Source organism: Pseudomonas sp. CFBP 13719, assembly GCF_014842095.1.
Taxonomy (GTDB): domain Bacteria; phylum Pseudomonadota; class Gammaproteobacteria; order Pseudomonadales; family Pseudomonadaceae; genus Aquipseudomonas.
This window is the reverse complement of the sequence record NZ_JACYVB010000016.1, coordinates 27,879-52,879: the sequence shown is the minus strand read 5'-3', so window position 1 is coordinate 52,879 and position 25,001 is coordinate 27,879. Positions and strand designations below refer to the sequence as shown.

Sequence of the window (25,001 nt, the reverse complement as noted above, 5' to 3'; positions counted from 1 at the left end):
CCCCTGTTACCGCCGTGAAAGGGCGGTGTCCTAGGCCACTAGACGAAGGGGACATACCTTCTACCAAGATCAGTCTGGAACTGATCGGCTTGCTGTCAGCGCGTGACATCAAGCCTGGAATTTGGTGGAGCTAAACGGGATCGAACCGTTGACCTCTTGCATGCCATGCAAGCGCTCTCCCAGCTGAGCTATAGCCCCGAATTTATCGCCCTGCGGCGGAATGCCGACTTCACCCGGCATTTCTGTACAACTGGCGTCCCCTAGGGGACTCGAACCCCTGTTACCGCCGTGAAAGGGCGGTGTCCTAGGCCACTAGACGAAGGGGACGCAAAACCTTCAGTCAAGCCCGCTGATGCGGGCTCCGGCAAATTGGTGGAGCTAAACGGGATCGAACCGTTGACCTCTTGCATGCCATGCAAGCGCTCTCCCAGCTGAGCTATAGCCCCAAACAGTGTGTTGCTGTGTGGACGGGGCGCATATTAAGACGACCTCGCCAGGGTGTCAAACTTATTTTCAGAATTATTTGGAAGTTTTTTATCGCTATTACAGGGACTTACCGGATATGCGCGGTTTGAGCGAAGGGCGACGCGGCTTGCGCCGCTGCTACAGGGGGCGTGGGGTGTCTGATGGACGGGTGGTGTGGCCGGACGCGGCTTGCGCCGCTGCTACAGGGGTGTGATGTAGCAGCGCCGTTGGGGTGGCGGATAGCTGCGGTCAGGCGATTGCAGCCAGGAGCTTTTCCCATTCCTTGTTTTCTTTCTTGGAGACGCCGCCGAGCAGGTCGAGGGCTTGGCGCAGACGGAAGCGGGTCAGGTCCGGGCCGAGGATTTCCATCGCATCGAGGACGGACACCGAGCTGGCTTGCCCGGTGATCGCGGCGAACATCAGCGGCATGGCGTCGCGCAGTTTCAAGCCGAGCGACTCGACCACCGCTTGAATGGTTGCGGTGATGCGTTCCTTGTCCCACTGCCGCAGGCTTTCCAGCTTCCACAGGATCAACTGCATCAGTTGCCGCACCTGGTCCGCTGAGAGCTTCTTGCTTTCGAACAGGCGCGCATCCAATTGCAGGCCACCGGCGAAGAAGAAGCCGCCCAGCGGAACGATCTGACTGAAGGTTTCCACCCTGCCCTGCACATGCGGCGCGATCTTCATCATGTAGTCAGGGTTGAACGCCCACTGCTGCACCCGTGCGGCAAACTCCTGCACCGGCAATTCGCGCAGCCACTGGCCGTTGAGCCACGAGAGCTTCTCGATATCGAAGATCGGACCGCCCAGGGATACGCGGGAAAGATCGAAGTGCTCGACCATTTCAGCCAGGGAGAATTTTTCGCGCTCGTCGGGCATCGACCAGCCCATGCGCCCCAGGTAATTGAGCATGGCTTCCGGCATGAAGCCCATGCGCTCGTAGAAGGTGACCGAGGTCGGATTCTTGCGCTTGGACAGCTTGCTCTTGTCCGGATTGCGCAGCAGGGGCATGTAGCACAGTGCTGGTTGCTCCCAGCCGAAGTATTCGTAGAGCTTCATCAGCTTGGGCGCCGAGGGCAGCCATTCTTCACCGCGCAGCACGTGGGTGATGCCCATCAGGTGGTCATCGACCACGTTGGCCAGAAAGTAGGTGGGCAGACCGTCGGTTTTCATCAGGACCTGCATGTCCATGCGGTCCCACGGGATTTCGACGTCGCCGCGCAGCATGTCGGGGACCACGCAGACGCCTTCGGTGGGGACCTTCATGCGGATGACGTGGGGCTCGCCTGCCGCCAGGCGACGCTGGACTTCCTCGGCCGGCAGCAACAGGGCGCGACCGTCGTAGCGCGGGGTTTCGCCGCGAGCGGTTTGTTCGGCGCGCATCTGGTCGAGTTCTTCGGCCGTGCAGAAACAGGGGAATGCATGACCCATGTCGACCAGTTGCTGGGCGTACCGCTTGTAGATCTCGCCCCGCTCGCTCTGCCGGTACGGGCCGTGGGGCCCGCCTACGTCCGGGCCTTCGCTCCACTCGATGCCCAGCCAGCGCAGGGCGTCGAAGATCTGCTGCTCGGATTCGCGGGTCGAGCGCAACTGGTCGGTGTCTTCGATGCGCAGGATGAATTCGCCGCCATGCTGTTTGGCAAAGCAATAGTTGAACAGGGCGATGTAGGCCGTGCCGACATGAGGGTCGCCGGTGGGCGATGGGGCGATACGCGTACGAACGGTCATGGAGGGTCTCGAGCAGGTTGAATCGAAACGCCGATGTTAGCAGGGCTTGGGGGCAAGGCTCCAGAATCGTGTGGCGGTGGGGGTGAGTGCATGGCTTGAGGTCTGCGGTGCGGCCTTCGCGGCCGCCGACCGCTCCCACAGATCGCGTGGGTGCAGATCTGTTGTGGGAGTGGTCAGCGGCCGCGAAGGGAGCGACGCGGTGTCAGACCTTGAGCAGGCGTTCACGCAGCTTGCCGATTTCGTCGCGCATCTGTGCTGCCGCTTCGAACTCCAGGTCCCGCGCCAGCTGGTACATCTTCTCTTCCAGCTGCTTGATACGCTTGGTGATCTCGCTCGGCGAGCGCAGCTCGTTCTCGTAGCGTGCGTTCTCCTCGGCAGCCTTGGCCATGCCCTTGCGCTTCTTGCTGCGCGAACCCGGCACGGTGGCGCCTTCCATGATGTCGGCGACATCCTTGATCACGCCCTTGGGCACGATGCCATTGGCCTCGTTGAAGGCGATCTGCTTCTCGCGACGGCGCTCGGTTTCGCCGATGGCACGCTCCATCGAACCGGTCATGCGGTCGGCATACAAAATGGCACGCCCATTGAGATTTCGCGCGGCACGGCCAATGGTCTGGATCAGCGAGCGGTCGGAGCGCAGGAAACCTTCCTTGTCGGCATCCAGAATCGCCACCAGCGAGACCTCGGGCATGTCCAGGCCCTCGCGCAGCAGGTTGATCCCCACGATCACGTCGAACGCGCCCAGGCGCAAGTCGCGGATGATCTCGACCCGCTCCACGGTGTCGATGTCCGAGTGCAGGTAGCGCACCCGTACGTCATGGTCCGCCAGATAGTCGGTCAGATCCTCGGCCATGCGCTTGGTCAGCACGGTGACCAGAATGCGGTCGTCAGTGGCCACACGCTTGCGGATCTCGGACAGCAGGTCGTCGACCTGGGTCAGCGCGGGCCGCACTTCCACCTGGGGGTCGACCAGACCGGTCGGGCGCACCACCTGCTCGATGATGCGGCCCGCGTGCTCGGCCTCGTAGTTGCCGGGGGTAGCGGAGACGAAGATGGTCTGCGGGCTCACCCCTTCCCACTCGTCGAAACGCATGGGTCGGTTGTCCAGCGCCGACGGCAGACGAAAGCCGTACTCGACCAGGGTTTCCTTGCGCGAGCGGTCGCCCTTGTACATCGCACCCACCTGCGGGACGCTGACGTGGGACTCGTCGATGACCAGCAAGGCGTCGGCTGGCAAATAGTCGTACAACGTGGGCGGCGCGGCGCCTGAAGGGCGTCCGGAGAGGTAGCGCGAATAGTTTTCGATGCCGTTGCAATAGCCCAGCTCGAGGATCATTTCGAGATCGAAGCGGGTGCGTTGCTCCAGCCGCTGGGCTTCTACCAGCTTGTTCTTGTCGCGAAAGTAGTCAAGGCGCTCCTTGAGCTCCTCCTTGATGCCCTCCACGGCGCCGAGCAGGGTTTCGCGCGGGGTCACGTAGTGGCTCTTGGGATAAAAGGTGAAGCGCGGCAGTTTGCGCGTGACCTCGCCGGTCAGCGGGTCGAAGGCAGCAATGTTCTCGACTTCGTCATCGAACAGCTCGATACGGATGGCTTCAAGATCGGATTCGGCAGGGAACACGTCGATCACGTCGCCGCGTACACGGAACGTGGCGCGGGCGAAGTCCATCTCGTTGCGGGTGTATTGCAGGTCGGCCAGGCGACGCAGCAGTGCGCGCTGGTCGAGCTTGTCGCCACGGTCCACGTGCAGGACCATTTTCAGATAGGTTTCAGGGCTGCCCAGGCCGTAGATGCACGACACCGTGGTAACGATGATGGCGTCCTTGCGCTCGAGCAGCGCCTTGGTGGCGGACAGGCGCATCTGCTCGATGTGATCGTTGATCGAGGAATCCTTCTCGATGAAGGTGTCCGACGACGGCACATAGGCTTCGGGCTGATAGTAATCGTAATAGGAGACGAAATACTCGACGGCGTTGTTTGGAAAGAACGCCTTGAACTCGCCGTACAGCTGAGCTGCCAGGGTCTTGTTGGGCGCCAGCACCAGTGTCGGACGCTGCACCTGGGCAATCACGTTGGCAATGCTGAACGTCTTGCCCGACCCGGTTACCCCCAGCAATGTCTGGTGCGCCAGGCCCGCCTCGATACCCTCCACCATCAAGCGAATGGCTTCTGGCTGATCGCCAGCAGGTTCGAAACGGGTAACGAGTTGAAACTCGGACATGCCACACCTCATGAGTCGCGCCAGCCGGACATTTCCGACTGTATTTATAGACAGTACTTAACCCTAGTTTGCGCCTGTTCCTACGAGTTTCAAGGGCAAGGCCCAAGCCCCCCAGTAATCGCAGGACCAATTGTCAAAAATAAATCGGCAAAAACAGGTAAAACCAGGTGCAACCTGTCGCCCCGTCAGTCAAGCGTCTTTATACTGACTTCCCACTCGTGCACCGCTTCGCGCAGCATGGATGAAGCGTGCATCCTTTCTCACTCCCGATCAGAGCTACGGTAAAAATGAGCCTGTTTTCCGCTGTCGAATTGGCACCCCGCGATCCTATCCTGGGCCTCAACGAAGCATTCAACGCCGACACCCGCACCGACAAGGTGAACCTGGGCGTGGGCGTGTACTGCAACGAAGAGGGGCGAATTCCCCTGCTGCGCGCGGTGATCGAAGCCGAGACCCAGCGCGTTGCACAGCACGCCGCGCGTGGCTATCTGCCTATCGACGGCATCGCCGCCTACGACAAGGCCGTACAGACCCTGATGTTCGGTGCCCACTCGCCGCTGCTAACCGCAGGCCGCGTGGTCACCACGCAGGCCGTTGGCGGTACCGGCGCCCTGAAGATCGGTGCAGATTTCCTCAAGCAGCTGTCGCCCGATGCGGTCGTCGCGATCAGCGATCCGAGCTGGGAAAACCACCGTGCGCTGTTCGAAGCCGCAGGCTTCGGCGTCCGCAACTACCGTTACTATGATGCGACCAGCAACGACGTTAACCGTTCAGGCATGCTCGAAGACCTCGACGCCCTGCCCACTGGCTCCATCGTCGTGCTGCACGCGTGCTGCCACAACCCCACCGGGGTCGACCTCAACGCGGCGGACTGGGTCAACGTGCTGGATGTGGTCAAGCGCAAGGGCCATGTGCCGTTCCTCGACATGGCCTATCAGGGCTTCGGCGACGGCATCCAGGAAGACGCAGCGGCGGTGCGCCTGTTCGCCGAGTCGGGCTTGAGCTTCTTCGTCTCCAGTTCGTTTTCCAAGTCGTTCTCGCTGTATGGCGAGCGGGTCGGTGCGCTGTCGATCGTCACCCAGTCCAGCGATGAGAGCGCGCGCGTGCTGTCGCAGCTCAAGCGGGTCATTCGTACCAACTACTCGAACCCGCCGACCCATGGCGCAATGATCGTCGCCAACGTGCTCAACAGTCCCGAACTGCGAGCCATGTGGGAAGCCGAGCTGGGCGAGATGCGCCAGCGCATTCGCGGCATGCGCCTGCAAATGGTCGAAGGCCTGGCTGCACAGGGTGCCAACCGTGACTTCGCCTTCGTCGCCCGCCAGGCTGGCATGTTCTCGTATTCCGGGTTGAGCGCCGAGCAGGTCGGTCGCCTGCGCAGCGAGTTCGGCATTTACGCGCTGGATACCGGGCGCATCTGCGTAGCCGCCTTGAACCAGAGCAACATCGACGGCGTGATCAAGGCCATCGTCAAGGTGCTGTAGCATCCTTGCTAAGGGGAAGGCTTGACTTCCCCTTAGCAATCAGTAACATACGCAGCAGATTCCGCGATAGCTCAGTTGGTAGAGCAAATGACTGTTAATCATTGGGTCCCTGGTTCGAGTCCAGGTCGTGGAGCCAGACACTGAAAAACAAGCCCCTCATCGCAGGGGCTTTTTTTCGCCCGGACGCTGGCCTTCTCGCAGCAGTCGTCGAGGCGTTTGCCTTCGAACTTTCCCCCGCCCTACCCCCTCATAACAACACACCCATCACCTGGCCGACCTGCCATGGATCTTGTCGTCGCTCGTCCCGAAGGTCTGTATTGCACCGCCGGGGATTTCTATATCGATCCGTGGAAGCCCGTCGAGCGCGCGGTGATCACCCATGGTCACGGCGACCACGCGCACACGGGCAACGAACACTATCTGGCCGCAGCACCCGGCGAAGGCATCCTGCGCACCCGCCTAGGCCAGGACATAAATCTGCAATTGCTCGAGTACGGCGAAGTCCTGCAGCACAACGGGGTGACCTTGAGTTTCCATCCGGCCGGGCACGTACTGGGCTCGGCCCAGGTTCGCCTGGAATACAAAGGTGAGGTGTGGGTAGCCTCGGGCGACTACAAGGTCGAGCCAGACGGTACGTGCGCGCCCTTCGAGCCGGTGCGCTGTCACACCTTCATCACCGAATCGACCTTCGGCCTGCCGATCTATCGCTGGCAGCCGCAGGCCGAGATCTTCGCGGAAGTGAACCAGTGGTGGCGAGCCAACGCCGAGCAAGGCAAGGCCAGCGTGTTGTTCGCCTACGCCTTCGGCAAGGCCCAGCGCTTGCTGCATGGGATCGACGCGAGCATCGGACCGATTCTGGCCCACGGTTCGGTGGAGCCATTGAACCGGGTGTACCGAGATGCTGGCGTGTATATCCCGGAAACCCAATACGCCGGGGACTTCAAGAAAACCGACCCGGCGTTGCGCAATGCGTTGATCATCGCCCCGCCCTCGGCTGGGGGCAGCACTTGGATGCGCCGCTTTGGTGAGTACAGCGATGCCTTCGCCAGTGGCTGGATGCGCCTGCGCGGCACCCGCCGCCGGCGCGGTGTGGACCGTGGCTTCGTGCTGTCCGACCACGCCGACTGGCCCGGCCTGCTGTGGGCCATCGAGCAGACCGGGGCCGAGCGGGTCATGGTCACCCACGGCTCGGTAGAGGTGCTGGTGCGTTATCTGCGCGACATCGGTCTGGACGCTCAGGGGTTCACCACCGAGTACGGCAACGAAGAGGAACCCCAGGAGGCCGCGTCTTGAAAGCTTTCGCGCAGTTGTATGCCAATCTCGATGAAACCACCTCGACCAATGCCAAGCGCCAGTTCCTGGAGGATTACTTCCGTCAGGCGCAACCGGCAGATGCCGCCTGGGCAGTGTACTTTCTGTCCGGCGGCCGTCCTCGGCAACTGGTGCCGACCAAGATCCTGCGCGAGCTGGCGATCAAACTGGCGAACGTGCCCGAATGGCTGTTCGCAGAGAGCTATCAGGCCGTCGGTGACCTGGCCGAGACCTTCTCGCTGTTGTTGCCCGAAGCCGAGCAAAGCAGTGACGAAGGCCTGGCCTGGTGGCTGGAAAACGCCCTGTTGCCCCTGCGCGGGCTGCCACCCGAAGAGCTCCACACGCGCTTGCCGCCGTTGTGGGCGCAGTTGGATCGGGCCAGCCTGATGCTCTGCCTGAAGCTGATCACCGGCAGCTTTCGCGTCGGTGTGTCGAAGCTGTTGGTCACCCGCGCGCTGGCGCAGATGGCCGGTATCGACAGCAAGCGCGTGGCCCAGCGCCTGGTGGGCTACACCGATCTGTCGCACCGTCCGGTCGCCGAAAGCTACCTCAAGCTCATCGCCCAGGAATCGGCTGACGAACATGCCCAAAGGGGTGGCCAGCCCTACCCGTTTTTCCTCGCCCACTCTTTGCAGCAGCCGGTCGATCAGTTCGACACCTTGTTGGGCCCCAGCAGCGGTTGGCAGGTGGAATGGAAGTGGGATGGGATCCGCGCCCAGCTGGTCAAGCGCGACGGGCGTCTGTGGATCTGGTCGCGCGGCGAGGAACTGGTGTCGGATCGCTTCCCGGAACTGCACTCGCTGACCGCGAGCCTGCCCGATGGCACGGTCATCGACGGCGAGATCGTGGTCTGGAAGACGCCGCCACCGGCCGATGTGGCACCGGAAGATTTCAGCCTGGACGACGCATCGAGCGCGTCGGCCGATGCGCCCGCCGTGCAGCCGTTCGCCCTGCTGCAGCAGCGCATCGGCCGCAAAACCTTGAGCAAGAAGATCCTTGAAGAGATTCCGGTGGTGGTGCTCGCCTATGACCTGCTCGAATGGGCAGGGGAAGACTGGCGCAACCGCCCGCAGCACGAACGTCGCACCCAGATGGAACAGGTCATCGCGCAGGCCGCCGACCCCGTATTGCGTCCGTCGCCAGTCTTGACCGGCGACGATTGGCAAGACCTGGGTCGACAGCGTGAAGCGTCGCGTGCGCTGGGTGTGGAAGGCATGATGCTCAAGGCCCGCGACTCGCTGTACGGCGTTGGCCGCACCAAGGACATGGGCACTTGGTGGAAATGGAAGGTGGATCCGTTCAGCGTCGACGCGGTGTTGATCTATGCCCAGGCCGGCCATGGGCGTCGGGCGAGCCTGTACAGCGACTACACGTTCGCCGTGTGGGATGGCCCACCCGAAGCGTCCGAGCGAACGCTGGTGCCGTTCGCCAAGGCCTATTCCGGATTGACCGACGAAGAGATGCGCAAGGTCGACGCGATCGTTCGCAAGACCACCGTGGAAAAATTCGGCCCGGTACGCAGCGTGACCCCGACGCTGGTCTTCGAGTTGGGCTTCGAGGGCATTGCCCTGTCCAAGCGCCACAAAAGCGGTATTGCGGTGCGCTTCCCGCGCATGTTGCGCTGGCGTCACGACAAACCGGTGGCTGAAGCCGACAGCCTGGCGACCCTCCAGGACCTGTTGGCCTGACCGTTCTGAATGCACCGCCGAGGTGCATTTTTTTGCCGTGGATTATTTCAGGGCATTGCTGTACCAATGACGCGCGGCACGGACATCCACCCGGAGTCAGGCCCTGGCGAAACTTGCTGCCACGCGACACAACCTTGCTCAGAGCGGTCTGCACTGGGACTATGGTGCGGAAATTGCTATCAAAATGATGTCTGGCACTCGCCGGTAACGCACATCGCCCTCACCAACGCATTCAACTGGTTTTAAGGACTGCACGATGAAAAAAGCATTGCTGACCCTTTCTGCTCTGGCCCTGGCGTTTTCGGCCGGCAGCGCAATGGCCAAGGAATACAAGGAGTTGCGCTTCGGGGTCGATCCTTCCTACGCACCGTTCGAATCCAAGGCCGCCGACGGCAGTCTGGTGGGTTTCGACATCGATCTGGGCAATGCCATCTGCAAGGAACTGAAAGTGACCTGCAAGTGGGTCGAAAGCGATTTCGACGGCATGATTCCGGGCCTCAAGGCGAAGAAATTCGATGGCGTGATTTCCTCGATGACCGTCACCCCGGCGCGGGAAAAAGTCATCGACTTCTCCAACGAATTGTTCTCGGGCCCGACTTCGTTGGTGTTCAAGAAAGGTGCAGGCCTGAGCACAGACCTGGCCTCGCTCAAGGGCAAGACCGTGGGCTACGAGCAAGGCACCATTCAGGAAGCCTACGCCAAGGCCGTGCTCGACAAGGCTGGCGTTAAGACCCAGGCCTATCAGAATCAGGACCAGGTCTACGCCGACCTGATTTCAGGTCGTCTCGACGCGTCCATCCAGGACATGCTGCAGGCCGAGCTGGGCTTTCTGAAATCGCCACAAGGTGCTGGCTATGAAGTCAGCGAGCCGATCGACAGCGAATTGTTGCCGGCCAAGACGGCCGTGGGTATCGCCAAAGGTAACAAGGAACTCAAGGCGTTGATCGATAAAGGTATCAAAGCGTTACACGATGATGGCACCTACAGCGAAATCCAGAAGAAACACTTCGGTGAGCTGAACCTGTACAGCGGCAAGTAAACCGCCGCGGTGACAGCGCCCATTCCCACTCGGGGATGGGCGTTTTTTTGATCGGCAAAGGCCAGATTCATGTTCGATGACCTTTTGCAGTACCTCGGGTTGTCTGCGTTCAGCTTGAAGGGCTTCGGCCCGTTGCTGCTCGAGGGCACCTGGATGACCATCAAGCTGTCCCTGCTCTCGCTGCTGGTCAGCGTGGTGCTTGGCCTGATCGGCGCCAGCGCCAAGCTGTCCGGCGCGGCGGCGCTGCGCGTGCCGGCGCAGCTCTACACCACCCTGATCCGCGGCGTGCCCGACCTGGTGCTGATGCTGCTGATTTTCTACAGCCTGCAGACCTGGCTGACCGGTATTACCGAAGCGCTGGAATGGGACTACATCGAAATCGATCCTTTCGCCGCCGGGGTCATCACCCTGGGCTTCATCTACGGCGCCTATTTCACCGAAACCTTTCGCGGCGCCATGCTGGCAGTACCGCGCGGGCAACTCGAAGCGGCTACGGCCTATGGTCTCAAGCGCTCGCAGCGCTTTCGCTATGTGGTGTTTCCGCAGATGATGCGCTATGCCCTGCCCGGTATCGGCAATAACTGGATGGTCATGCTCAAGGCCACTGCGCTGGTGTCCATCATCGGCCTGGCCGATCTGGTCAAGGCCGCCCAGGACGCCGGCAAGAGCACCTATCAACTGTTCTACTTCCTGGTGCTCGCCGCGCTCATCTATCTGCTGATCACCAGTGCCTCCAATATCGCCCTGCGCTGGCTTGAACGACGCTACAGCGCGGGCACCCGAGAGGCCCTGCGATGATCGAGCTTCTTCAAGAATACTGGCGACCGTTCCTCTACTCCGACGGGCAGAACATCACCGGCCTGGCGATGACTCTGTGGCTGCTCACTGCCGCCCTGGTGATCGGCTTCGTGTTCTCGGTGCCGCTGTCGATCGCCCGGGTCTCGAATCGGCGCTGGGTACGCTGGCCGGTGCAGTTCTACACGTACCTGTTCCGCGGCACCCCGCTCTATATCCAGCTGCTGATCTGCTACACCGGCATCTACAGCCTGGAGGCGGTGCGCGGGCAGCCCCTGCTCAACGACTTCTTCCGCGACGCGATGAACTGCACGGTGCTGGCATTCGCGCTGAACACCTGCGCGTACACCACGGAAATCTTCGCCGGGGCCATCCGCAGCATGAACCATGGCGAGGTCGAGGCGGCCAAGGCCTACGGCCTCAGCGGCTGGAAGCTGTACGCCTATGTGATCATGCCGTCGGCCTTGCGCCGGTCGTTACCCTACTACAGCAACGAAGTGATCCTCATGCTGCACTCGACCACGGTGGCTTTCACTGCCACCATTCCGGACATTCTCAAGGTCGCGCGTGATGCCAATTCGGCGACCTTCCTGACCTTCCAATCCTTCGGCATCGCCGCGCTGATCTACCTGACCGTCACCTTCGCTCTGGTCGGACTGTTTCGCCTGGCCGAACGCCGCTGGCTGGCCTTTCTCGGCCCGACGCACTAGGACCTGAACATGCAACACGACATTCATGAACTGCTGGCCCCGCTGCCGGGCACCGCGCGCCAGATCCACAGCTTCAGCTACGGCCCGACCGGTGCCGGCAAGGTCTACATCCAGGCCTCGCTGCATGCCGACGAGCTGCCGGGCATGCTCGTCGCCTGGCACCTGCGCCAGCGTCTGGCGGAACTGGAAAGCGCCGGGCAACTGCGCTGGCAGGTCGTGGTGGTGCCCATCGCCAACCCGGCCGGGCTCGACCAGATCGTCATGGACACCCCCATGGGCCGCTACGAGCTGGAAACCGGCGAGAACTTCAATCGTCGTTTCGTCGACTTGGCCGATCAGGTCGGTTGCGCCGTCGAGAGCCTGCTGGGCGATGACGTTGCGCGCAATACCGCGCTGATCCGCACGCACCTGCGCGATGGGTTGAACCGGCTGCAGCCTGCCACCGCCCTGCAGTCGCAGCGCCTGACCCTGCAGCGCCTGGCGTGCGACGCCGACATGGTGCTGGACCTGCACTGCGACTTCGAAGCAGTGCAGCATCTGTACACCACGCCCGAGGCCTGGCCGCAGGTGGAGCCGCTGGCGCGCTATCTGGGCGCCCAGGCCAGCCTGTTGGCCACCGATTCGGGCGGGCAGTCGTTCGACGAGTGCTTCAGCCTGTTGTGGTGGCAGTTGCAGCAACGCTTTGGCGAGCGTTTCCCGATCGCCATGGGCAGCTTTTCGGTCACTGTCGAGTTGCGCGGCCAGGGCGACGTCAACCATCCGATGGCCAGCGGCGACTGCCAGGCCATCCTCGACTACCTGGCCAGCGTCGGTGCCATCGACCGCCAGCCGGCCGCGCTGCCGACGTTGCTCGCCGCGGCAACGCCGCTGGCTGCCGTAGAACCAGTTACAGCGCCAGTGGGTGGGCTGCTGGTGTACAGCGCGGTGCCCGGACAGTACCTGGAAGCCGACCAGTTGATCGCCGAGATTATCGATCCGCTGACCAATACGGTCACCCCGGTGCGCAACCGTCAGCCGGGCCTGATGTACGCCCGCTCGCTGCGCCGCATGGCCACCACCGGCATGCTGGTGGCCCATGTCGCGGGTACCCAGGCCTGCCGCAGCGGCTATCTACTCCAACCTTGAGGACGTGTTGCGCATGTACAAACTGACCATCGACGGCCTGCACAAGAGCTATGGCGACAACAAGGTACTCAAGGGCGTCTCGCTCAAGGCCAGCACGGGTGACGTGATCAGCCTGATCGGCGCCAGTGGCTCGGGCAAGAGCACCTTCCTGCGCTGCATCAATTTTCTCGAGCAGCCCGACGACGGCGCCATGAGCCTGGATGGCAAGCCGATCCAGATGATCAGCGACCACGGCGGCATGCGGGTCGCCGACGCCGACGAATTGCAGCGCCTGCGCACGCGTCTGGCGATGGTGTTCCAGCACTTCAACCTGTGGAGCCACATGACCGTGCTCGACAACATCACCATGGCGCCGCGCCGGGTGCTGGGCATCGACAAGGACGAAGCGCGGGCGCGGGCGTTGCGCTACCTGGACAAGGTCGGCTTGCCCGAGCGGGTTGCCAGCCAGTATCCAGCCTTCCTCTCCGGTGGCCAGCAGCAACGCGTGGCCATCGCCCGCGCCCTGGCCATGGAACCGGAAGTGATGCTGTTCGATGAACCGACCTCGGCCCTGGACCCGGAGCTGGTGGGTGAGGTGTTGAAGGTGATCAAGGGCCTGGCCGAGGAAGGCCGTACCATGATCATGGTCACTCACGAAATGAGCTTCGCCCGCGAAGTCTCGAGCCAGGTGCTGTTCCTGCATCAGGGGCTGGTCGAGGAAGAAGGCCCGCCTGCACAAGTGCTGGGAAGCCCGAAAAGCGAGCGCCTGCGGCAGTTTCTCAGCGGAAATCTGAAGTAGTTGCTGTGCATTGCATTCATATGGGAGCGGGTTCTACCCGCGACTGCGTCTTCGGACACATCTCCTCCTTATAACCGATCGTTCTAAAACTCTCGCTACCCGCTCCGGTCAGTTTCATACCTGGCCGAACTTAACTCGGCCGTTCCCCAACGGAAAAACCGGTAAGGACTTATGTGCGGATTAGCTGGTGAGTTGCGCTTCGACTTTCAACCTGCGGACCTTGCGGCCGTGGAACGCATTACCCATGAACTGGCCCCACGCGGGCCGGACGCCTGGGGTTTTCAGGCGCAAGGGCCGATTGCCCTGGGCCATCGCCGCCTGAAGATCATGGACTTGTCGGACGGCTCCGCGCAGCCGATGACCGACGCCCAGCTGGGCCTGAGCCTGGCGTTCAACGGTGCCATCTACAACTTTCCCGAACTGCGCAGCGAGCTGGAGGCCCTGGGCTACAGCTTCTATTCCGGTGGCGACACCGAGGTGCTGCTCAAGGGCTACCATGCCTGGGGCGAAAAACTGCTGCCTAAGCTCAACGGCATGTTCGCCTTCGCCATCTGGGAGCGCGACACGCAACGTCTGTTCATTGCCCGTGACCGTCTGGGCGTCAAGCCTTTGTACCTGTCGCGCACCGACAAGCGCCTGCGCTTCGCTTCGTCCTTGCCGGCGCTGCTCAAGGGTGGCGACATCAGCCCGATGCTCGACCCCGTGGCGTTGAACCACTACCTGAACTTCCACGCCGTGGTGCCTGCGCCACGGACGTTGATCGCGGGCATCGAAAAGCTGCCGCCAGCGACCTGGATGCGCATCGATGCCAACGGCAAGACCGAACAGCAGACGTGGTGGACCTTGCCCTACGGGCCGCATGCCGACGAAGCCAACCTGACCCTGGAAGACTGGCGCGACCGTGTGCTGGAAAGCACCCGCGAAGCGGTTGCCATTCGCCAGCGCGCCGCCGTGGATGTGGGCGTGCTGCTGTCCGGTGGCGTCGATTCGAGCATGCTGGTAGGTCTGTTGCGCGAAGTGGGCGTGAAGGATCTGTCGACCTTCTCCATCGGCTTCCAGGACGCGGGCGGCGAACGTGGCGACGAGTTTCAGTATTCCGACCTGATCGCCAAGCATTACGGCACGCAGCATCACCAGTTGCGCATCCAGGAGCGGGAGATCATCGAGCAACTGCCCGCCGCGTTCCGCGCGATGAGCGAGCCAATGGTCAGCCACGACTGCATCGCTTTCTACCTGCTGTCGCGGGAAGTTGCCAAGCATTGCAAGGTGGTGCAGAGCGGCCAGGGCGCCGACGAACTGTTCGCCGGGTACCACTGGTACCCACAAGTGGACGGCGCCAGCGATCCCTATCAGGCCTATCGCGATGCGTTCTTCGACCGCAGCTACGACGACTACGCCGCAACCGTCGCGCCCAAGTGGTTGACCGCCAACGATGCGGCGGGTGACTTCGTGCGCGAGCACTTCGCCATGCCTGGCGCCGATGCAGCGGTGGACAAGGCCTTGCGTCTGGACAGCACGGTGATGCTGGTCGACGACCCGGTCAAACGCGTCGACAACATGACCATGGCCTGGGGCCTGGAAGCGCGCACGCCGTTCCTGGACTATCGCCTGGTCGAGCTCTCCGCGCGGGTTCCGGGCAAGTTCAAGCTGCCCGATGGTGGCAAGCAAGTGCTCAAGGAAGCGGCGCGCCTGGTGATTCCGAGCGAAGTCATCGACCGCAAGAAAGGCTATTTCCCAGTGCCCGGCCTCAAGCATCTCGAAGGCGACACACTCAACTGGGTGCGCGACTTGCTGCTGGACCCCAGCCAGGACCGCGGCCTGTTCAACCCGACCATGCTCGACCGTCTGCTGACCGATCCGCAAGGCCAGCTCACGCCGCTGCGCGGCTCCAAGCTCTGGCAGCTGGCGGCGTTGAACCTGTGGCTCAGCGAACAAGGACTCTGATCGATGAAAGCTCATGCCACGGCATTCAACCAGCGCTTGCAGCGCGGCCAGTCGCCGTCCTACGAGCGCTTGCAGGCGCGGCTCGCCGAAGAAGGCCATAGCGACGACCTGCAACAACGACCGTTGCACTGCGGCTGGGGCCGTGTGCTGATCGGGCATACCTACCCCGATCCGCAAGCGCTGGCCGCCGAACTGCTCAACGAACAACCGGGTGAGCGCGACATTGCCCTGTACGTTGCCGCGCCGCAGCAGGTCTTGGCCCATGCGCCGCAGCAGCTGTTTCTCGATCCGTCCGATACGCTGCGGCTGTGGTTCAGCGATTACCGACCCGCGCAGCGGGTGTTCCGCGGGTTCCGGATTCGCCGGGCGCAAAGCGATGGCGATTGGCAGGCCATCAACCAGCTTTACCTCAAGCGCAAGATGCTGCCCATCGACCAGAGTCTGCTGACCCCGCGTCACCAGGGCGGGCCGGTGTACTGGCTTGCCGAAGACGAAGACACCGGCCAGGTGATTGGCAGTGTCATGGGCCTCAACCATGCCAAGGCCTTTCGCGATCCGGAAAAAGGCAGCAGCTTGTGGTGCCTGGCCGTCGACCCACGTTGCACACGCCCAGGTGTGGGCGAAGTGCTGGTGCGTCATCTGGTCGAGCACTTCATGAGCCGTGGCTTGGCCTACCTTGATCTGTCCGTGATGCACGACAACCGTCTGGCCAAGAACCTCTACGCCAAGCTGGGCTTTCGCAACCTGCCCACCTTCGCCATCAAGCGCAAGAACGGCATCAACCAGAAACTGTTCCTGGGCCCCGGTCCGCAGGCCGATTTCAATCCCTACGCGCGGATCATCGTCGACGAAGCGTTTCGCCGAGGTATCGATGTGCAGGTGGACGATGCCGAGGCCGGTCTGTTCACCCTGGTGCACGGTGGCAGGCGCATTCGTTGCCGCGAATCACTGTGCGACCTGACCAGCTCGGTGAGCATGACCCTTTGCCAGGACAAGAGCCTGACCCACAAGGTGCTCAGGGCCGCTGGCCTGAGCCTGCCGGCGCAACAGCTGGCGGGCAGTGCCGACGACAATCAGGATTTCCTCGACGAACATGGCCGAGTGGTGGTCAAGCCGCTCGACGGTGAGCAAGGCAACGGTGTGGCCGTGGACCTGAGCACACTCGACGAGGTGCAGCAGGCCATCGAGCACGCTCGCCAGTTCGACAGCCGGGTTTTGCTCGAAAGCTTCCATGAAGGGGTTGACCTGCGCATCGTGGTCATCGGCTACGAAGTGGTTGCGGCAGCGATTCGCCGGCCGGCGCAGATCATTGGTGACGGGCACACCGACATCGGCACGCTGATCGATGTGCAGAGCCGCCGTCGCCAGGCAGCGACTGGCGGAGAGAGCCGGATTCCGCTGGACCAGGAAACCCTGCGCACCGTGCAGGCCGCCGGTTTCGACATGCACAGCATTCTGCCCAGCGGCCAGACGCTGACGGTGCGCAAGGCGGCCAACCTGCACACCGGCGGGCATCTGGAGGACGTCACGCAGATTCTCCACCCGGTACTGGCCGACGCAGCGGTACGTGCCGCTCGCGCGCTGGACATACCGGTGGTGGGGCTGGACCTGCTGGTGCCGGCCGCCGACCAGCCGGAGTACGTGTTCATCGAAGCCAACGAGCGCGTGGGCTTGGCCAACCACGAACCGCAACCGACGGCAGAGCGCTTCGTCGATCTGCTGTTCCCCCACAGCCGCCCCAGGTAAAAGCCTGCATGAAGCCTGCCGGGGTGACCTGTGCAGGCTCGGCGCTGAAACGCTACCGGGATCGTGACGAAGCGGTCCCCATATCCCTATCCACCTCAGGAGTTTCCATGACAGCCAAAATTCCCGAACCGGATATCCAGTACTTGCAGAAAGTGCTGCTGGAAATGCTCGCCATTCCCAGCCCTACCGGGTTCACCGATACCATCGTGCGCTACGTCGCCGAACGTCTCGAAGAGCTGGGCATTCCCTTTGAAATGACACGCCGCGGTACCATTCGCGCGACTCTCAAAGGTAAGCAGAATTCACCGGACCGCGCCGTGTCTGCGCACTTGGACACCATTGGCGCCAGCGTACGGGCGGTGCAGGACAACGGTCGCCTGTCGCTCGCACCTGTGGGCTGCTGGTCGAGCCGCTTTGCCGAGGGCAGCCGGGTGAGCGTTTTCACCGACAGCGGCGTGATCCGCGGCAGCGTGCTGCCACTGATGGCCTCCGGGCATGCCTTCAATACCGCCGTCGACCAGATGCCGGTGACCTGGGACCATGTCGAGTTGCGCCTGGATGCCTATTGCGCGACGCGTGCCGACTGCGAATCGCTGGGGGTGAACATCGGCGACTATGTGGCGTTCGATCCCCTGCCTGAATTCACCGACAGTGGCCACATCAGTGCCCGCCATCTGGACGACAAGGCAGGTGTTGCCGCACTGCTGGCATCGCTCAAGGCCATCGTCGAGAGTGACTACGAGCCTCTGATCGATTGCCATCCATTGTTCACCATCACCGAGGAGACCGGCTCTGGTGCCGCGGCGGCTTTGCCGTGGGACGTCAGCGAGTTCGTCGGCATCGACATCGCACCCGTTGCACCCGGCCAGCACTCGAGCGAGCACGCCGTGAGCGTGGCCATGATGGACTCCGGTGGGCCCTACGATTATCACCTGTCGCGGCATCTGTTGCGGCTGGCCGATGAAAACGAACTGCCGGTGCGGCGTGACCTGTTTCGTTATTACTTCAGTGACGCCCACTCGGCCGTCACGGCCGGACACGACATCCGCACCGCGCTACTGGCGTTCGGCTGCGACGCGACCCATGGCTATGAACGCACCCACATCGACAGCCTGAGCGCGCTGAGCCGCATTCTCACGGCCTACATGTTGAGCCCGCCGGTGTTCGCCAGCGATGCCAAGCCGAACAACGGCTCGCTCGAGCGTTTCAGTCATCAGCTGGAGCACGACGCGCAGATGGAATCGGATACCCGCGTTCCGGCGGTCGAAGACGTGCTGGGACAGAAATCCAGTCACTGACCGGCCTGATACAACCAGAGCACGGCCGCCCTGCCCCTTGCCACTACAGGCTCGGGGCCTTGGGCACGCGCGACGCTGTTACAATGCCGGCCTACCCTGCGAGCGCCGAACATGCTGATTCCCTACGACCACCTCGAAGCCGACACCCTGACCCGCCTCATCGAAGATTTCGTGACCCGCGACGGAACCGACAACGGCGATGAAACACCGTTGCAGACGCGGGTCGAACGCGTGCGTCATGCGCTGGGCAAGAAACAGGCGTTCATCGTTTTCGATCCGGAAAACCAGCAGTGCACGCTGATGCTCAAGCACGACATAGCCCCCGAGCTGTTCGACTGAGCATCACACCACCGGCACCTCCTTGGCATGCTTGCCATGTTTCTCCTGGATTCGCCGATAGACCTCGGCACGGTGCACTTCCACGTCCTTGGGCGCCTGGATGCCGAAGCGCACGGTGTTGCCCCGCACGTCCAGCACCTTGATCCAGACGTCATCGCCGATCGAGATCAGCTCGCCTACATGTCGCGTCAATACCAGCATGGCTTTGTTCCCTCAAATGAATGCTTCTTGAGGGTGGACCCTGTTTTCGAGCATCACAAGGCAAGCGGAGCAATACAGTTTAGGCCTACGAAAGTTAGTAAATTCCCTGTCAGATATTTCGCACTTGTAGTGGGCAAGCCGTCAGTTAGTTGTACCGATCCATACACTTTCATCCATCGTTGTATGGATATTTACATGCTTGTCCACATTGACCAGCCCTATCCCTGCTGCAGCTTCGGCCCCCACAGAATGAGGCTCGCCCCCAGCACGCACAACGTTGCGCCGAGCCAGTCGAAGGTCTGCGGCCGAACTTTCTCGACCACAGCCAGCCATCCCAGCGAAGCGACGATGTAGATGCCACCGTAGGCCGCATACGCACGGCCGGCATAGGCGGCTTCCACGCGCGTGAGCAGCAGCGCGAAACAGGTCAGGCTCAGCACGCCTGCCAATGCCCACAGCGCGCTCTTGCCCATTCGCAGCCAGAGGTAGAAGGCATAGCAACCGGCGATTTCAAACAGGGCGGCCAGCAGGAACCACGCATAATTGAGCACTTGAACTCTCCAGAGCCAATATCAGCCCGCGAGAATACGCCAGCCCAGACCCAGCTCGGAAACATTTTTAAATCTTTGGGACTTTTTACGGCAGGTCATAGTCCGAGCTATTAGGCGGACGAGTGCTACTGGCTCGCTGACGAATCATCTCATTGTCCAAATAAGGAAATCGCCATGGGCACCATACTGATCATCGTTCTGATTCTGCTGTTGATTGGCGGATTGCCAGTATTCCCGCACTCCAGAAGTTGGGGCTATGGCCCGTCGGGTATCATCGGTACTGTACTGGTCATCCTGCTGATTCTGGTATTGCTCGGCAAGATATAGTCCTGCAGGTGCGCAGCCTGCACCGGGCCGCGCAGCAGAAATGAAAAAATCCGATGCCCTTGCGGGCATCGGATTTTTTTTGCTTGCAGCGTGGTGCAGGTATCAGTGGGAGACTGCCCCACTGGAACCCAGACCGGTTTGCGAACGGACGAACTGCGGGTAGAACAGCGCACGCTCTTCGTCAGCCGCCGCCGACTTGTCGGTGATCGAGAAGAACCAGATACCGATGAAGGCGATGGCCATCGAGAACAGTGCTGGGTACTCGTATGGATAGATCGGTTTGTCGTGATGCAGAATCTGCACCCAGATGGTCGGGCCGAGGATCATCAGCGTCACTGCGCTGATCAAGCCCATCCAGCCACCGATCATGGCGCCGCGGGTGGTCAGGTTCTTCCAGTACATCGAGAGCAACAGGACCGGGAAGTTGCAGCTGGCCGCGATCGAGAACGCCAGGCCCACCATGAAGGCGATGTTCTGGCTTTCGAACGCGATACCCAGGCCGATCGCCAGGACACCGAGGCAGACGGTGGTGATCTTGGAAACGCGGATCTCGTCCTTGTCGTTGGTCTTGCCTTTCTTGATGACGCTGGCGTACAGGTCGTGGGACACCGCCGAAGCACCGGCCAGGGTCAGGCCGGCCACCACAGCCAGGATGGTGGCGAACGCCACGGCCGAGATGAAGCCGAGGAAGATGCTGCCACCGACCGCATCGGCAAGGTGCACCGCGGCCATGTTGTTACCGCCGAGCAAGGCACCGGCTGCGTCCTTGAACGCCGGATTGGTGCTGACCAGCAGAATCGCGCCGAAGCCGATGATGAAGGTCAGGATGTAGAAGTAGCCGATGAAACCCGTTGCGTAGAGCACCGACTTGCGGGCTTCCTTGGCATCGGAAACGGTGAAGAAGCGCATGAGAATGTGCGGCAGGCCGGCCGTACCGAACATCAGCGCCAGGCCCAGCGAGAAGGCCGAGATCGGATCCTTCACCAGCCCACCGGGACGCATGATGGCCTCGCCCTTGGCATGCACCTTGATGGCTTCGGAGAACAGCACGTTGAAGTCGAAGTTGACGTGTTTCATGACCATCAGGGCCATGAAGGATGCACCGGACAACAGCAGGACCGCCTTGATGATCTGTACCCAGGTGGTCGCCAGCATGCCGCCGAAAAGCACGTACAAGCACATCAGGATACCCACCAGAACCACGGCGACGGCGTAGTCGAGGCCGAACAGCAGCTGGATCAGCTTGCCGGCACCTACCATCTGCGCGATCAGGTAGAACGCCACCACCACCAGCGAACCACAGGCCGACAGGGTGCGAATTTCCTTCTGTTTCAAGCGGTAGGACGCCACGTCGGCAAAGGTGTACTTGCCCAGGTTGCGCAGACGCTCGGCGATCAGGAACAGGATGATCGGCCAGCCCACGAGGAAGCCGATGGAGTAGATCAGGCCATCATAGCCGGAGGTGAACACCAGCGCGGAAATACCCAGGAAGGACGCCGCCGACATGTAGTCGCCGGCAATTGCCAGGCCGTTCTGGAAACCGGTGATCTTGCCGCCGGCAGCGTAGTAGTCCGCCGCCGACTTGTTGCGCTTGGACGCCCAGTAAGTGATGCACAGGGTAGCGCCCACGAACAGCACGAACATGATGATCGCCGCCACGTTGAGCGGCTGCTTCTGCACCGCGCCGGTCAGTGCGTCGGCCGCCATCACGCTTGGAGCCAGGGCGAATGCGCCCACTGTTGCCAATAGACGCCGCATCATTGCTTGGCCTCCTGCAGAATCAGGCGATTCAGGTCATCGAACTCGCCATTGGCGCGCTTGACGTAGATACCGGTCAACACGAAGGCGGAGAGAATCAGGCCGACACCGATGGGAATGCCCCAGGTGATCGACGATTCAGGGCTGAGCTTGGCGCCCAGGATGTGCGGGCCGTAGGCAATCAAGAGGATGAAGGCCGAATACAGTCCAAGCATGATCGCCGAAAGTATCCAGGCAAACTTCTCCCTTTTTCTCACCAGCTCCTTGAAGCGTGGGCTGTTTTGAATCGAGAGGTAAATGCTGTCGTTCATTGTTTTTGTCCTCGCAGCATAGATGGATAGAACGTATTCCACTTTAGGCTGCTCTGGGACGCACTCCAGACGACCTTAGTAGTAGATCGGGGCGCGGAAATGAAAAAAGGTCGCCCATGGGCGACCTTTTCACAATTCGACGTAGGAGCGGTCCGTGGCCGCGAAGGCTGTACCGCGGTGCACCGCAGCGCTGGATTCGCGGCCGATGACCGCTCCTACGGGCGGCCCGCGTGCAAGGCAGCCCCTTTGGGGTTATTTGCCAACCCACTCGGCGACACGGTCAGGGTGTTTGGCGACCCAGGCCTTGGCAGCGGCATCAGGCTTGGCACCGTCCTGGATGGCCAGCATGACTTCGCCGATCTCGTCCTTGGACGACCACTGGAATTTCTTCAGGAAGGCAGCCACCTCGGGCGCTTTCTTGTCCAGGCCCTTGCTGCCGATGCTGTTGACGGTTTCGGCCGCGCCGTACACACCTTTCGGGTCTTCCAGGAAGCGCAGTTTCCACTTGGCGAACATCCAGTGCGGCACCCAACCGGTCACGGCAATGGATTGCTGGGCGTTTTCGGCCCGGGTCAGTTCCGCGATCATGCCGGCACCGGAACTGGCCTGCAGTTTGTAGTTCGACAGCCCGTAGTCCTTGATCGCCTGTTCGGTCTTGAGCATCACGCCCGAGCCCGCGTCGATGCCCACGATGCGGTTCTTGAAGGTGTCGTCGGTCTTGAGGTCGTCGATGGTCTTGGCCTTGACGTATTCAGGCACGATCAGGCCGATCTTGGCGTCCTTGAAGTTGGGGCCGTAGTCGACCACCTTGTCGTTGTTCTTGGCCCAGTACTCGCCGTGGGTCACCGGCAGCCAGGCAGAAAGCATTGCATCGAGTTTGCCGGTGGCCACACCTTGCCACATGATCCCGGTGGCCACTGCCTGCAGCTTCACGTCATAGCCCAGTTTCTGCTTGATGACTTCGGCGGCGACATGGGTGGTGGCGACGCTGTCCGACCATCCGTCGACGTAGCCGATGGTGACTTCCTTGGCGGCAGCGCTGGCCCAGCTACATCCCATGGCCAGAACCAGAGCAGCACTGGCTCCGAGAACTTTCTTCATGTTCATTCTGCTTCCCCGATAAGGCTGCGCGCGACGAATGCCGCACGGCATATGTTGGCGTCCTGATCATCGACTTCGCCCGCCGATGATCATGCTCCACCTACGACCTTGAACCGTCGAGAAACGACATGGCCGGGCCTTGCGGTCCGGCCGGGGGAACTCAGCTGCGCATGCCGCGACCACTGACCAGCAATTTCACGCAGGCGAAGTACAGCACCACCGTGGCCACCAGCATGAATGCCACCGCTACGCCGATGCTGATGTCCGAGACGCCAAGGATGCCGTAGCGGAAGGCGTTGACCATGTGCAGCACCGGATTGGCCAGGGATACGGTCTGCCAGAACGGCGGCAACAGGCTGATCGAATAGAACACCCCACCCAGGTAGGTCAAAGGCGTAAGGACGAATGTCGGTACGATGGAGATGTCGTCGAAGTTGCGCGCGAACACCGCGTTGATGAAACCCAGCATGGAAAAGATCGTGGCGGTCAGCAGCACCACCAGCACTGTGATGCCCAGGTGATGCACCTGCAGATCGGTGAAGAACAGCGACAGCGCGGTGACGATGACCCCTACCATCAAGCCCCGCAACACCCCACCTGCAACATAGCCGATCAGAATGGTGTGCGGTGACAATGGCGAGACCATCAGTTCCTCGATGGAGCGCTGGAACTTGGCGCCGAAGAAACTCGAGACCACGTTGCCGTAGGAGTTGGTGATCACCGACATCATGATCAGCCCCGGCACGATGTACTCCATGTAGCTGAAGCCACCCATGCCACCGATCTGCTTGCCGATCAGGTTACCGAAGATGACGAAGTACAGCACCATGGTGATGGCTGGCGGCAGCAGGGTCTGCGGCCAGATCCGCGTGAAGCGCCGCACTTCGCGGTAGACGATGGTGTTGAGAGCGACCACATTGGCCTGGAATTCGGAACTCATACCGCGACCTTCCTCAGATTTTTCTCCACCAGAGACACGAACAGCTCCTCCAGGCGATTGGTCTTGTTGCGCAGGCTCAACACCGGAATGTTCAACAGCGCCAGCTGGCCGAACAGCGAGGTGATGCCGATTTCCTTGTCGACCTGCACTTCCAGCGTCTGCGGATTGACCAGCGTGCAGGGGTAGCCTTGCAGCTGCGGCGCTGCGTTCAGCGGCTGGCCCAGATCGAGCAGAAAGGTCTCCACGTGCAGGGTGCCGAGCAGTTCACGCATGCTGGTGTTCTGGACGATGGTGCCGTGGTCGATGATGCCGATGTTGCGGCACAGCTGTTCGGCCTCTTCCAGGTAATGGGTGGTGAGGATGATGGTGATGCCTTTTTCGTTCAGCTCGGTGAGGAAGCCCCACATCGAGCGCCGCAGTTCGATATCGACGCCGGCGGTGGGCTCGTCGAGAATCAGCAGGCGTGGCTCGTGGATCAGCGCCCGTGCGATCATCAGGCGCCGCTTCATGCCCCCCGACAGCGACCGCGACGGCGTATCGCGCTTGTCCCACAAACCCAGTTGGGTCAGATACTGTTCGGCACGCTGCTTGGCGATCTTCGCTGGAATGCCGTAATAGCCGGCCTGGGTCACGACGATGTCGAAGGTCTTTTCGAACTGGTTGAAGTTGAACTCCTGAGGCACTACGCCGATGCTGCGCTTGAGCGCAGCCGGCTGGCGGTCCAGGTCGTTGCCGAAGATGTTGACGGTGCCGCTGGTCTTGTTGACCAGCGTGGAAAGAATCCCGATGGTGGTCGATTTGCCTGCGCCGTTGGGGCCCAGCAGTGCGAAGAAGTCGCCTTCCGCTACGTCGAGATCAATGCCGCTGAGGGCCTGAAACCCGTTGCCGTAGGTCTTGGTCAACTGTCGAATGGACAGAGCAGAACTCATAAGGGGTCTATACGCCGTGTTGAGAGTGGTGATGAAGTAAGGGCGACTGCGATGATTTGCAACCAGATGTGTAACAACTGACACCATGATGGGCGCGGTGACCGCCCTCGTAAAGTGACTGCTGTCGATAGTGGACATCAGTCCCACGCGTGCCGCGACCGCCCATGCAGATAGGGCCACAGTGGCCAGCGAACGTTCCGGGCAACTGCCTCTGG

At 61.6% G+C, this 25,001-nt stretch carries 22 protein-coding genes and 4 tRNA genes; 14 read left to right on the top strand and 12 right to left on the bottom strand.

Features of this window, described 5'->3' with window-relative positions:
* Positions 1-122: 122 nt before the first annotated feature.
* The 5 genes from IFT57_RS26620 to uvrB form a co-directional block, all read right to left on the bottom strand.
* Positions 123-198: transfer RNA gene (locus tag IFT57_RS26620), tRNA-Ala, on the bottom strand.
* Between the two features lie 53 nt (positions 199-251).
* Positions 252-327, bottom strand: a tRNA-Glu gene (locus IFT57_RS26615).
* Positions 328-370: 43 nt separating this feature from the next.
* A tRNA-Ala gene (locus IFT57_RS26610) sits at positions 371-446 on the bottom strand.
* Positions 447-714: 268 nt separating this feature from the next.
* Positions 715-2,193, bottom strand: coding sequence for a glutamate--tRNA ligase (gltX, locus tag IFT57_RS26605; protein WP_192153212.1), 1,479 nt, complete (start codon positions 2,191-2,193; stop codon positions 715-717).
* Positions 2,194-2,395: 202 nt separating this feature from the next.
* Entirely contained in the window at positions 2,396-4,411 is a 2,016-nt protein-coding gene (uvrB, locus tag IFT57_RS26600; RefSeq protein ID WP_122479256.1) for an excinuclease ABC subunit UvrB, read from the bottom strand.
* Between the two features lie 287 nt (positions 4,412-4,698).
* Between uvrB and IFT57_RS26595 the strand changes: the two genes are divergently transcribed.
* From IFT57_RS26595 to IFT57_RS26535, 13 genes are all read left to right on the top strand, one after another.
* Positions 4,699-5,895 (top strand): amino acid aminotransferase, encoded by a 1,197-nt coding sequence (locus IFT57_RS26595; protein ID WP_192153211.1) that lies wholly within the window; start codon positions 4,699-4,701, stop codon positions 5,893-5,895.
* A gap of 60 nt (positions 5,896-5,955) precedes the next feature.
* Positions 5,956-6,031: transfer RNA gene (locus IFT57_RS26590), tRNA-Asn, on the top strand.
* Between the two features lie 146 nt (positions 6,032-6,177).
* Entirely contained in the window at positions 6,178-7,188 is a 1,011-nt protein-coding gene (locus IFT57_RS26585) for a ligase-associated DNA damage response exonuclease (protein WP_192153210.1), read from the top strand.
* Positions 7,185-8,894: an ATP-dependent DNA ligase gene (locus IFT57_RS26580; RefSeq protein ID WP_192153209.1), complete on the top strand. Its 1,710-nt coding sequence runs from the start codon at positions 7,185-7,187 to the stop codon at positions 8,892-8,894. Before IFT57_RS26585 ends, IFT57_RS26580 begins: the two co-directional genes overlap by 4 nt.
* A gap of 256 nt (positions 8,895-9,150) precedes the next feature.
* Positions 9,151-9,933: a transporter substrate-binding domain-containing protein gene (locus IFT57_RS26575; protein ID WP_122713250.1), complete on the top strand. Its 783-nt coding sequence runs from the start codon at positions 9,151-9,153 to the stop codon at positions 9,931-9,933.
* Positions 9,934-10,002: 69 nt separating this feature from the next.
* On the top strand, positions 10,003-10,731 hold the full coding sequence (locus tag IFT57_RS26570) for an ABC transporter permease (protein WP_122479261.1): 729 nt from the start codon (positions 10,003-10,005) through the stop codon (positions 10,729-10,731).
* Positions 10,728-11,438, top strand: a complete 711-nt coding sequence (locus IFT57_RS26565; RefSeq protein WP_122479262.1) for an ABC transporter permease — start codon at positions 10,728-10,730, stop codon at positions 11,436-11,438. Before IFT57_RS26570 ends, IFT57_RS26565 begins: the two co-directional genes overlap by 4 nt.
* Positions 11,439-11,447: 9 nt before the next feature.
* Positions 11,448-12,563, top strand: a complete 1,116-nt coding sequence (locus IFT57_RS26560) for a succinylglutamate desuccinylase/aspartoacylase family protein (RefSeq protein ID WP_192153208.1) — start codon at positions 11,448-11,450, stop codon at positions 12,561-12,563.
* Between the two features lie 13 nt (positions 12,564-12,576).
* Positions 12,577-13,341 carry an ABC transporter ATP-binding protein gene (locus tag IFT57_RS26555; protein WP_192049816.1) on the top strand — a complete coding sequence of 255 codons (765 nt, stop codon included), beginning with the start codon at positions 12,577-12,579 and terminating at the stop codon, positions 13,339-13,341.
* Between the two features lie 171 nt (positions 13,342-13,512).
* On the top strand, positions 13,513-15,285 hold the full coding sequence (locus IFT57_RS26550; protein ID WP_192153207.1) for an N-acetylglutaminylglutamine amidotransferase: 1,773 nt from the start codon (positions 13,513-13,515) through the stop codon (positions 15,283-15,285).
* 3 nt (positions 15,286-15,288) lie between these two features.
* Positions 15,289-17,031 carry an N-acetylglutaminylglutamine synthetase gene (gene ngg / locus IFT57_RS26545; RefSeq protein WP_122713254.1) on the top strand — a complete coding sequence of 581 codons (1,743 nt, stop codon included), beginning with the start codon at positions 15,289-15,291 and terminating at the stop codon, positions 17,029-17,031.
* A 107-nt stretch (positions 17,032-17,138) separates the two neighbouring features.
* Positions 17,139-18,329, top strand: coding sequence for an osmoprotectant NAGGN system M42 family peptidase (locus IFT57_RS26540; RefSeq protein WP_122479267.1), 1,191 nt, complete (start codon positions 17,139-17,141; stop codon positions 18,327-18,329).
* A 111-nt stretch (positions 18,330-18,440) separates the two neighbouring features.
* The gene (locus IFT57_RS26535) at positions 18,441-18,668 is read left to right on the top strand and encodes a YheU family protein (RefSeq protein WP_192153206.1); all 228 of its coding nucleotides are present in this window, start codon (positions 18,441-18,443) and stop codon (positions 18,666-18,668) included.
* Positions 18,669-18,671: 3 nt separating this feature from the next.
* Here IFT57_RS26535 and csrA read toward each other — a convergent pair whose 3' ends face one another.
* The gene (csrA, locus tag IFT57_RS26530; RefSeq protein ID WP_043187251.1) at positions 18,672-18,869 is read right to left on the bottom strand and encodes a carbon storage regulator CsrA; all 198 of its coding nucleotides are present in this window, start codon (positions 18,867-18,869) and stop codon (positions 18,672-18,674) included.
* 218 nt (positions 18,870-19,087) lie between these two features.
* On the bottom strand, positions 19,088-19,420 hold the full coding sequence (locus tag IFT57_RS26525) for a YnfA family protein (RefSeq protein WP_122797270.1): 333 nt from the start codon (positions 19,418-19,420) through the stop codon (positions 19,088-19,090).
* 168 nt (positions 19,421-19,588) lie between these two features.
* Between IFT57_RS26525 and IFT57_RS26520 the strand changes: the two genes are divergently transcribed.
* Positions 19,589-19,747 (top strand): DUF3309 family protein, encoded by a 159-nt coding sequence (locus IFT57_RS26520; RefSeq protein ID WP_122479270.1) that lies wholly within the window; start codon positions 19,589-19,591, stop codon positions 19,745-19,747.
* A 102-nt stretch (positions 19,748-19,849) separates the two neighbouring features.
* Here the strand turns inward: IFT57_RS26520 and IFT57_RS26515 are convergent, their stop codons facing one another.
* From IFT57_RS26515 to IFT57_RS26495, 5 genes are all read right to left on the bottom strand, one after another.
* Positions 19,850-21,508 (bottom strand): cation acetate symporter, encoded by a 1,659-nt coding sequence (locus IFT57_RS26515; RefSeq protein WP_122797269.1) that lies wholly within the window; start codon positions 21,506-21,508, stop codon positions 19,850-19,852.
* On the bottom strand, positions 21,505-21,816 hold the full coding sequence (locus tag IFT57_RS26510; protein WP_122797268.1) for a DUF485 domain-containing protein: 312 nt from the start codon (positions 21,814-21,816) through the stop codon (positions 21,505-21,507). The genes IFT57_RS26515 and IFT57_RS26510 overlap by 4 nt, the downstream gene beginning before the upstream one ends.
* 252 nt (positions 21,817-22,068) lie before the next feature.
* The gene (locus tag IFT57_RS26505; protein ID WP_122797267.1) at positions 22,069-22,923 is read right to left on the bottom strand and encodes a glycine betaine ABC transporter substrate-binding protein; all 855 of its coding nucleotides are present in this window, start codon (positions 22,921-22,923) and stop codon (positions 22,069-22,071) included.
* 154 nt (positions 22,924-23,077) lie between these two features.
* Positions 23,078-23,857 (bottom strand): ABC transporter permease, encoded by a 780-nt coding sequence (locus IFT57_RS26500; RefSeq protein WP_122713261.1) that lies wholly within the window; start codon positions 23,855-23,857, stop codon positions 23,078-23,080.
* Entirely contained in the window at positions 23,854-24,786 is a 933-nt protein-coding gene (locus IFT57_RS26495; RefSeq protein WP_122713262.1) for an ABC transporter ATP-binding protein, read from the bottom strand. The genes IFT57_RS26500 and IFT57_RS26495 overlap by 4 nt, the downstream gene beginning before the upstream one ends.
* Between the last annotated feature and the right edge of the window lie 215 nt (positions 24,787-25,001).